Annotated in this window: 7 protein-coding genes; 4 read left to right on the plus strand and 3 right to left on the minus strand. The window is 72.0% G+C overall.

Annotated features, from left to right (window positions below; translation table 11 throughout):
• Nucleotides 1–95 precede the first annotated feature (95 nt).
• Nucleotides 96–638 carry a response regulator transcription factor gene (locus QZ500_RS14015; RefSeq protein ID WP_295856020.1) on the plus strand — a complete coding sequence of 181 codons (543 nt, stop codon included), beginning with the start codon at nt 96–98 and terminating at the stop codon, nt 636–638.
• 188 nt (nt 639–826) lie between these two features.
• On the plus strand, nt 827–2,026 hold the full coding sequence (locus tag QZ500_RS14020; RefSeq protein WP_366763215.1) for an MFS transporter: 1,200 nt from the start codon (nt 827–829) through the stop codon (nt 2,024–2,026).
• Nucleotides 2,027–2,103: 77 nt separating this feature from the next.
• Here QZ500_RS14020 and QZ500_RS14025 read toward each other — a convergent pair whose 3' ends face one another.
• Genes QZ500_RS14025 through QZ500_RS14035 form a run of 3 tightly spaced genes read right to left on the minus strand, consistent with a single transcriptional unit; the run spans nt 2,104 to nt 4,675 of the window.
• Nucleotides 2,104–2,859, minus strand: a complete 756-nt coding sequence (locus QZ500_RS14025) for an ATP-binding cassette domain-containing protein (RefSeq protein WP_295856022.1) — start codon at nt 2,857–2,859, stop codon at nt 2,104–2,106.
• A complete protein-coding gene (locus tag QZ500_RS14030) occupies nt 2,856–3,806 on the minus strand; it encodes a branched-chain amino acid ABC transporter permease (RefSeq protein WP_295856023.1) in 951 nt (316 codons plus the stop codon). Before QZ500_RS14030 ends, QZ500_RS14025 begins: the two co-directional genes overlap by 4 nt.
• Nucleotides 3,803–4,675, minus strand: a complete 873-nt coding sequence (locus QZ500_RS14035; RefSeq protein WP_295856024.1) for a branched-chain amino acid ABC transporter permease — start codon at nt 4,673–4,675, stop codon at nt 3,803–3,805. The genes QZ500_RS14030 and QZ500_RS14035 overlap by 4 nt, the downstream gene beginning before the upstream one ends.
• 184 nt (nt 4,676–4,859) lie before the next feature.
• On the opposite strand from QZ500_RS14035, the gene QZ500_RS14040 reads away from it, so the two are divergent.
• Nucleotides 4,860–6,395 (plus strand): GGDEF domain-containing protein, encoded by a 1,536-nt coding sequence (locus QZ500_RS14040; protein WP_295856025.1) that lies wholly within the window; start codon nt 4,860–4,862, stop codon nt 6,393–6,395.
• A gap of 444 nt (nt 6,396–6,839) precedes the next feature.
• A partial coding sequence (locus QZ500_RS14045) for a PLDc N-terminal domain-containing protein (protein WP_295856026.1) occupies nt 6,840–7,348 on the plus strand: 509 nt, incomplete at its 3' end.

A 7,348-nucleotide genomic window follows, 5' to 3' on the forward strand; every position in this document is an offset into this window, starting at 1 on the left:
TTCACGTTCTGCACCTTCCTCATCGAGCGCGATGCTCGACAGCGGCAAGGTGAGGAAGGTGCAGAACGTGAAGAACAACGCAACAAGGAAGCCAATTGAGCGACACCCCTGAGCGCCTGCTGCTCATCATCGAAGACGACGAGGCCTTCGCCCGCACCCTGAGCCGCTCCTTCGAGCGGCGCGGCTACCGGGTCCTGGTGGCCTCCGGCCACGACGAGGCGGCCGTGCTGCTCGAGGCGCATTCGCCCGGCTACGCGGTGGTCGACCTCAAGCTCAAGGGGAACAGTTCGGGCCTGGCCTGCGTCCAGCTGCTGCACGAGCACGACCCGGACATGCTGATCGTGGTGCTGACCGGCTTCGCCAGCATCGCCACCGCGGTCGAAGCGATCAAACTGGGCGCCTGCCATTACCTCGCCAAGCCGTCGAACACCGACGACATCGAGGCGGCGTTCGGGCTGGTCGAGGGCAACGTGGAGGTGGGCCTGACCAACCGGTCGACCTCGATCAAGACGCTGGAATGGGAGCGCATCCACGAGGTGCTGGCCGAGACGGGCTTCAACATCTCGGAGACGGCGCGGCGGCTGGGGATGCACCGGCGGACGCTGGCAAGGAAGCTGGGGAAGCAGCAGGTGAAGTAGCCGCGAACGGCGGCCGCAGCGGGCGGACCAAATTAGCACGGCGCAATGTGCCCTGAATGCCGCGCCGTGCAGCACCGACTCCCCGTCGACGGAAGTCTGACGGCCCGTTCATACTCCGTGCCGTGACCGACGCCGCCGACCCCTCCCCCGCTCCCGTGCCGGCAGCGCCCTCCCGCGCCCTGTGGGCGATGTTCCTGTGCCTGCTCTCCGGCTTCGCGCTGAGCCAGGCGTTCCGCACGGTCACCAGCATCATCGCCGTTGGGCTGGAGGCGGACTTCGGCCTGTCACCCAGCTCCCTGGGAGCCTTCGCCGGACTGTTCGGCTTGTCGTTCGGGGTGACCCAGTTGCTGATGGGCATCGGCATGGACCTGTACGGTCTGCGCCGCACGGTGCTGACCGTGTTTCCGCTGGCGGCGATCGGGGCAGCCGTCTCCGCGAGCGCGCCGAGCTACGGCTGGCTGATGCTCGGACAGCTGCTGATCGGCGTGGGATGTTCGCCGGCGTTCCTGGCCTGCACCGTGTTCATCGCCCGTCACTTTCCGCCGCAGCGTTTCGCCTTCTTCTCCGGCGTCGGGATGGGGGTGGGCGGCCTGGGGCTGATCTTCACCGGGACGCCCCTGGCGTGGATCGTCGAGCACGGCGGATGGCGCCGGGGCTTCTGGGTACTGGCGGTGCTGTCTCTGCTGTCGTGGCTGCTGATCCATTTCCGCGTGCACGAGCCGGCGCTGCCGCAGGCAAGCAACCGACCACGGGAATCCTGGGGCCGGGCGGCGGCCGGTTTCGGCACGCTGTTCCGGATGCCGCACACCTGGGGCATCTTCGTCCTGGGCATGTGCTGCTATGCCGCATTCCTCTCGCTGCGCGGACTGTGGCTCGGGCCGCTGCTGTCGGGCCGCTTCGGTTTTTCGCTGGTCGAGATCGGCCACGTGACGCTGGTGCTGTCGCTGATCGCCCTGTTCGTGCCGGCCTGTTTCGGCCGCCTGGACCCGGGGCCGGCGCGCCGCCGCCGGTGGATCGTGTCGCTGGCGCTGCTCACGGCCGGCATGTTCGTGGTGCTGGCGTTCCTGCAGCTCCGCGTGGCTACGGTCGTGCTGATCTTCGCGATGGGACTGCTGTCGGGCTACAGCGTCCTGCAATACGCCGATGTGCGCTCCTCCTACCCGGCCGAGGTGACGGGCCGTGCCCTGTCGCTCTACACCATGTCGATGTTCCTCGGAGTGGCCCTGATGCAGTGGCTGACCGGATGGGTGGCCGCGTGGGCCCGTCACCACGGCGACGACGCGTTCCGCGCCGTGATGCTCTGCATCGCCGGGATGCTGGTGGCGGCGTCGGCGGCCTTCCGGTTCCTGCCGCGGTCACCGCTGCTGCCGCGCCGCAGTCCACCGTAAGCCGGGTCGATCCCGCCACGACACAACTCACCGTGAGCGGGGTCGATGAGGCAGGCGCGACGCGGGGTGGTCGGCCCTCAGTCGGACGCCAGAGGCGTACCCAGATAGGCCGTCTGCACGCGCGGATCGGCGGCGATGGCGGCCGGCGTGCCCTGCGCCAGCACACGGCCTTCGGCGAGTACGGTGACCTGCTCGGCGAAGCGGAACACCAGGTCCATGTCGTGCTCCACCAGCAGCACGGCGACCGCAGCCGGCAGGTCGGTCAGCGCGGCCGCCAGGCTGCCGCGCTCCTCGGCAGGAATGCCGGCGGCCGGCTCGTCGAGCAGCAGCACCCGCGGCGCGCACGCGAGGGCCAGCGCCAGTTCCAGCAGGCGGCGCTGGCCGTACGCCAGGTGACGCACCGGCACGGCGGCGACGGCGGCGAGGCCAAAGCGCTCCAGCAGCGCGTCGGCGGTTCGGCCGGCCTGCGCGTGCCGTGCAAGGGGGCGCCACCAGGTGCCGCTCTGCCCGGCCGCCTGCGCCGCTGCCAAGGCGAGCGCCTCGCGCGGCACCAGCGACCGGAATCCGGCGCCGATCTGGAAACTGCGCACCAGCCCCGCGGCGGCGCGGCGGTGCGGCGGCAGTGCCGTCACGTCGCGCCCGTCCAGCAGCACCCGGCCGGCCTGGGGCCGCAGCTGTCCGCCCAGCAGGTGCAGCAGCGTGGTCTTGCCGGCGCCGTTGGGGCCGATCAGTGCGTGCCGGGCGCCGGGGGCCAGATCCAGGTCGATGCCGTCGGCAGCCACCACCCCGCCGAAGCGCAGCCGCAGCCCGCGCGCCTGCAGAACCGGCGTCATGCGCCGTGCCCCCGGCCAGGCAGACGCAGCCGCCACCGGTCGCGGCCGGCCAGGGCCAGCACCACCATCACCAGTCCCAGCCAGAACATCCAGTACTGCGGCGTGAGGGCCGACAGCGCGTCCTGCAGCAGCTTGAGCACCACCGCCCCGACGATGCCGCCGTACAGCCAGCCGGCACCGCCGATCACCACCGCCAGCAGCACCTCGGCCGAGCGGTGGAAGGCGAGCACGTCGAGCGACACCACGCCCGCCGTCTGCGCCAACAGCCCGCCGGCGATGGCGGCCAGCGTCGCGGCCAGGGTGTAGGCGCAGACGATGCGGCGGCCGACCGGAATGCCGATCGCCTCGGCGCGGCGCGGATCGTCGCGCAGCGCCTGCAGAGAGATGCCGAAGGGCGAACGCACCACCCGCCCCACCAGCAGCACCGCCGCCAGCAGCACCGCGAGCGAATACCAGGCCGCCGTGCGGCCGTACAGGTCGAACGCGAACAGGCCGAGCAGTGGTCTCGGCACGATGCCCTGCAGCCCGTCCGCGCCGCCGGTGAGGCCCGACGCGCTGTTGGCCGTCTCCAGCAGCAGCAGCGCCGCGCCGAGCGTCACCATCAGCCGCGACAGGTCGGTGCCGCGCCGCACGGTCAGGCCCGCCGCCGCGCCCAGCCCTGCACCGGTCGCCGCGGCCACGGCCAGCCCCGCCAGCGGATCGGCCGCGACGTGCCGGGCGAACAGCCCCGCCGCATAGGCCCCAGCGCCGAAGAAGGCCGCATGGCCGAGCGACACGATGCCCGCATAACCCAGCACCAGGTCGAGCGACAGCGCAAACAGCGCGACGATTACAACTTCGTTGACCAGCAGTGCATGGCGCGGGAGCAGCGCCGGCAGCAGGAAGGCCACCACCCACGCGAGCCCCACGACGGCCGTGCGCACCGTGCCTGTCGGTACCCGTCTCATGCCCCGCCCCGGCGCGCCAGCAGCCCGTGCGGCCGCCACAGCAGCACGCCGATCGCCAGCGCATAGACGGTGAAGGCGCCGGCCTGCGGCAGCCAGTATTTGCCCATCACGTCGGCCACGCCGAGCAGCAGCGCGGCTGCCAGCGGACCGGCGACGGTGGCGGTGCCGCCCACGGCCACCACCACCAGGATCAGCGCCAGGTGCTTGAGCGCGAACGACGGGTCCAGCCCCATCGGCTCGACCGCCAGCGCGCCGCCCAGCCCGGCCAGGCCCGAGCCGACGCAGAAGGTGACGAGGAAGATGCGGTCCACGTCGATGCCGAGGGCCGCGGCGATGCCCGTATCCTCCACCGCCGCCCGCAGCCGCATGCCGAACCGGCTGTAGCGCAGCAGCAGTTGCAGCCCCAGCGCCAGCACGCCGCAGACCGCCGCCACGAACAGCCGGTAGTGCCCGACCGCCAGCTGCCAGGGACCGGCGCCGATCTCGGTGCGGCCGCGCAGCCACGCCGGCAGCACGACCGTCTGCTGCGACGGCCCCATCCACCAGGTCGTGGCGGCGACCGCCATGAACGCGAGCCCGATGGTGAGCAGCACCTGGTCGAGATGCGGCCGGCGGTACATGCGGCGGTACAGCGTCCGCTCCAGCGCCAAGGCCAGCAGCCCCGTGCCCGTGAAGGCGCAGCCCAGCCCCGCGAGGAACGGCAGCCCCGCCTGCCGGGTGGCCGCGACGGCGATATAGCCGCCCGCCATCGCGAACGCACCGTGCGCCAGATTGACGAAGTTCATCAGCCCCAGCGTGACCGACAGGCCGAGCGACAGCACGAACAGCAGCATGCCGTAGGCGAGTCCGTCGAAGAGCAGGGTGAACATGGGCGCCGATTCTCGCCGGGCGGGCCGCGGCTCTCGGCTCGCGCGGAGCGTTCGGAGCCGAATCGGCACCTTGCGCCCGCCCGGTCTGCGCGAAGCGCTATGCAATCCATAGCAATCCGGATGGCGCGCCCACCCGCCTCTCTGGCACACTCCCCCACCCGATTTTTCGCCGCCCGCCGTCGCCATGGCCGAACGCCCTCCTTTCGAACTCGCCCGCGAAACGTTCAAGCTGCTGGCCGCCCGTCGCCTGCTGCCGACACCGGACAACTACCGCGCGCTGTACGACGAGATCGCGGGCCAGAAATCGCCGGTCGGCTTCCCCGATGCGCAGCTGCGGCAGATCGCCAAGATCCTGCCCGCGCAGCTGCCGTCGCAGATGCGGCTCCTGACGCAGTTCGAAGCGGCCATCGCCCAGGCGAGCTGGCCCGATCTGCAGCGCACGCTGGTCGGCTATGCGAACCTGGCGCTCGCGGGCACCACCACGGCGGCAGCGGACCCCGACGCAGGGGGCGCCCCCGCGTCTGCCGGCCTGCCGACCGCCCTGGGCGAGCAGGTCGCGCGGCTGGTCGAGCACCTGCTGCCCGCCCTCGGCACCGAGGACACACGGCTGCACGAGCAGGCGCAGCAGCTGCTCCACGTGCTGCGGCAGCCGGCCGGCGACCTGGATGCGCTGCGGCTGATGCTTCAGAACTTCGGCTTCAAGGTGTCGTTCGCCGCGGAGGAGCAGGCCGCGATCCGCACGGCGCTGCTGCAGGCGCTGCACCTGGTGATCCGCAACATCGCCGAGCTGGCGATCGACGACCGCTGGCTGCACGGCCAGGCGGAGGCGCTTGCGGCCGCCGCCACCCCGCCGCTCACGCTGCGCCGGCTCGACGACCTGCAGGCGCGGCTGAGGGACGTGATCTTCAAGCAGTCCGAGGCCAAGGCCCGCACGGTGGAGGCGCAGGAGCAGGTGCGCCAGATGCTCGCGGCCTTCATCGCCCGGCTGTCGAGCATGACCGAGGCGAGCGACGTCTACCACGACAAGATCGAGCGCTGCGCCGAGCAGCTCGGCCATGCGACAACGCTCGACCAGATCGCGCCGGTGCTGCAGGAGGTCATCGTCGCGACCCGGGCGATGTCGCTCGACAGCCGGGTGCACCGCGACGAACTGGTGCAGATGCGCAGCCGCACCGACGCGGCCCAGGCCGCCGTCGGCAAGCTGCAGCAGGAACTCGACCGCGCCAGCGCCGAGGCGCGGCACGACACGCTCACCGGCGCGCTCAACCGCAAGGGCCTCGACGAGGCGGTCGAGCGCGAGATCGCCCGCTGCCGCCGCGCCGGCCTGCCGCTGTGCCTGGCGCTGCTCGACATCGACAACTTCAAGAAGATCAACGATGGGCTGGGCCACGACACCGGCGACCGGGCGCTGGTCCACCTGGCCCAGGTGGCACGCGAATCGATGCGGCCGCAGGACCTGCTCGGCCGCTACGGCGGCGAGGAATTCGTGGTCGTGCTGCCGGACACCCTGCCCGACGACGGCGTGCAGACCATGCAGCGGCTGCAGCGCGAACTCACCCGGCGCTTCTTCCTGAAGGACAACGAAAAGGTGCTGATCACCTTCAGCGCCGGGGTGGCCCAGGTCGCCGGAGACGAGGACGGCCAGGACACGATCCGCCGCGCCGACGCCGCGATGTACCTGGCCAAGCGGGCCGGGAAGAACCGGGTGATGCTGGGCTGAAGGACACGGACGCAGAACGGGCCCGGGCCGAAACGGGCGGTGCGGGCTGCGGGCTGCGGGCTGCGGGCTGCGGGCTGCGGACTGCGGACTGCGGACTGCGGGCTGCGGACTGCGGACTGCGGGCTGCGGGCTGATGTTTGATGTTTGATGTTTGATGTTTGATGTTTGAGGTTTGAGGTTTGAGGTTTGAGGTTTGAGGTTTGAGGGCTGAGGTTTGAGGGCTGAGGGCTGAGGGCTGCGCTGCGCTGCGCTGCGCCGGACGTTGGCGCCGCGCCACGACATCCGCCGATACAGACTCCCCGCCCGCCGCGCCTACCATCGGTCGGACACCGCCCCGCAGGACCGCCGCCCCGTGCCGCCCACCGCCCTCGCCGCCCGCCTCCGCCCGGCGCCCGCCTCCTGCGGGCACCGGCGCACCGGGCCGCGCCGGAGCCGCCTGCCGTGATGCCGCACCTCGCCCTGTCGTGGCTGCCGTCGGTGCTGCAGCACACGCTGATCGCGGCGATCGCGGTGCTCACCTACGTGATCACCACCCGCGCCCGCCACGAGCGCCGTGCGCCGTCCACCGCGATCGCCTGGGTGATGGGGCTGGCGTTGCTGCCCTATCTGGTGCTGCCGGCCTACCTGCTGTTCGGCCGCCGCAAGATCCGGCCGGCACCGCCGCCGCGGCCGCCGCGCACCACGCCGGTCGGCCACTGGGCCGCGGAGCTGATCGAGAGCTTCGGCCTCGCGCCGCCGACCCGCTGCCGCATCCGGCTGCATGCCGACGGCGCCGCCGCCCGCGACGCGCTGTGGGCGCTGATCGACGGCGCCACCGAGCGGCTCGACGTCTGCACCTTCCTGATCGGCGACGACGCCCTCGGCCGTGCGACCGTCGCGCGGCTGGCGGCCCGGGCGCGCGCGGGCGTGCGGGTGCGGGTGCTGCTCGACGGCTTCGGCGCGCTGCAGCTGCC

This window comes from uncultured Xylophilus sp. (assembly GCA_913776965.1).
Lineage (GTDB): Bacteria > Pseudomonadota > Gammaproteobacteria > Burkholderiales > Burkholderiaceae_C > Xylophilus.